The organism is Pedobacter sp. HMWF019, from assembly GCF_003061025.1.
Lineage (GTDB): Bacteria > Bacteroidota > Bacteroidia > Sphingobacteriales > Sphingobacteriaceae > Pedobacter.
This window is the reverse complement of the sequence record NZ_QAIL01000464.1, coordinates 1-1,993: the sequence shown is the minus strand read 5'-3', so window position 1 is coordinate 1,993 and position 1,993 is coordinate 1. Positions and strand designations below refer to the sequence as shown.

At 35.1% G+C, this 1,993-nt stretch carries 3 protein-coding genes; all 3 read left to right on the top strand.

The genetic code is table 11. The features are described from left to right. On the top strand, positions 1-645 hold a 645-nt coding region (locus DBR11_RS24390; RefSeq protein WP_146186652.1), incomplete at its 5' end, for a bacteriocin fulvocin C-related protein. After that, on the top strand, positions 642-1,010 hold the full coding sequence (locus DBR11_RS24385; RefSeq protein ID WP_108555193.1) for a DUF1573 domain-containing protein: 369 nt from the start codon (positions 642-644) through the stop codon (positions 1,008-1,010). The genes DBR11_RS24390 and DBR11_RS24385, both read left to right, overlap by 4 nt. A gap of 140 nt (positions 1,011-1,150) precedes the next feature. Continuing rightward, on the top strand, positions 1,151-1,993 hold an 843-nt coding region (locus tag DBR11_RS24380), incomplete at its 3' end, for a TlpA disulfide reductase family protein (RefSeq protein ID WP_158275372.1).

The following is a 1,993-nucleotide window of genomic DNA, read 5'->3' as shown; positions in this document are numbered from 1 at the left end:
TGTAGCAAAGAATCATCATTAACCCAACTAAATCAAGAGAAAATTGACGCAAATGCCCTTATGGAAGTGAGAACGTTTACCACAGAAACATCCATTAAGCTGGCCTACGAAACTTTAAATTCCTTTGAACGCGAAGCAATATGGAGACAAAACATTCAGCATTATATTAGTAACGGAGGACTGACGGATGTACAAATCGGACATCTTAATAAGCTTCTTGCAAAATTAACCCCTGAAATGTTTGACAAAAGAGATACTGCTACGATTGAATTTGCAAACACATGGGTCAAGGAGGCACTATCTGCATTTACCGAACGTCAACTTATCCTTATGCTCACGAAATTAACGTTAAGCACAAAGGACGAGTTGAGCTCTGTTGGCAAAAAAAACACGACACAAACATCAGATTGTGAACCAGTAATATGTCCGGAGCCATTAATCTGGAACTCTGACATATGCATGTGCGCACTTCCTACTGAAGAAAAGCCATCTTGTAATTGTAAGTCATCCAATAGCGTTTTTACTTCATGTACCTCTAGTAATGAAAAGTGTACAGATTTAATACCTCTATGTACAAGAGTTACTTTCTGTGGGTTTCTATATTTAGAAGATTGTGATGGACGCTGTAAAATTGTTACCTCATGAGGGCATTGATTTATTTTGTTTTTTTAATAAGCCTAATTTTTACCAGTTGTAAAGAAAGCGAAAATAGAATTCTGATAGATACAGTTTATAACTTTAGAATGGTATCATCTGGAGATACTGTTAAAGCTACATTTACATTAAAAAATACAACAAATAAATTACTGACTATTGAGGATATCTCCTCGGAGTGTGATTGCATTGCACCTGGAAAGAAAACCTTTAAAGTCAATCCTGGAGCAGATGATAAATTTGATATCCTCTTTTTAACTGTTGGAAAAACCGGAAAACAGGAACGCGAGCTTCTGGTTAGAACTGATGGAATTCCTCGATTTTATAAGTTGAAGATTAAAGGAACCATTAAGTAATGAAGTTGACAACAGAGTTTCCAGCATTACTTCTATAATATTGATATGAAACCATCATGTGCAGCAGTACACAAACCGATATGAATGGAATTTGGTAGCGCATGATGGCTTCATCACCGACAAAAGCAAACTATATATTGATGAAAATAAAGATAGCTATCACAATTATTGTTTTTTCTGCGTTTCTACAGGTTTTAATTTCACCACTTAGAGGATATGTGAACCTGAATACATCTACAGCTGTGGGTTACCTGGCCTATCTTTCATATATGGCCGTCTGCTCTCATCTGTTTTCTAAGAAAGTATCTATAGACGTTATAGCTGCATACATTTTAATAGGGATTTGTTTAGTACAATTCCCTATCAGAATTATTTCTTTTAATAGCAGTCTGTTTACGTTGCCGGATATGCTTTCGCATATACTCGGAGCACTCTCCTTTTACCTGTATTTAAAGTTAAAAGGAATATATAGATGGGTCTTCCCCTTCTTATTATTCCTAACGGTAACTTTCATTGTAACAAAAGGTTATGTTCTGTGGGGTGATATCCTGGATAATAAAGCTGGAGAGATTAATGAAAATAAAATTATAGACTATTGGGCTAAAGACCGAAATGGTTTGATGGTGAAAGGAACAGATTTCAACACAAAATTAGTTTTATTGGATTTTTGGTTCATAGGCTGTAAACCATGTTACGAAGAGTTCCCCGAATTCCAAAAAGTCTATAATGAGTACAAGAATAATGTTGATGTTAAAATTATAGCTTTAAACCTTCCAGTTAAGGACGACAAAACAAATGAAGCATTTGATCTTCTAAAGCAAAAAGGCTACAGCTTTCCTTGTTTGATATTGGAAAGCAACAAAAAAGCAGAGACATTTGGTGTAAAAACTTGTCCAACTACGGTTCTATTAGATAAAAACCGAAAGATCATTTTTAGAGGCCGGTTATCAGAGGCAGAAAAGTTTATTAAAGAAATCTTGAAC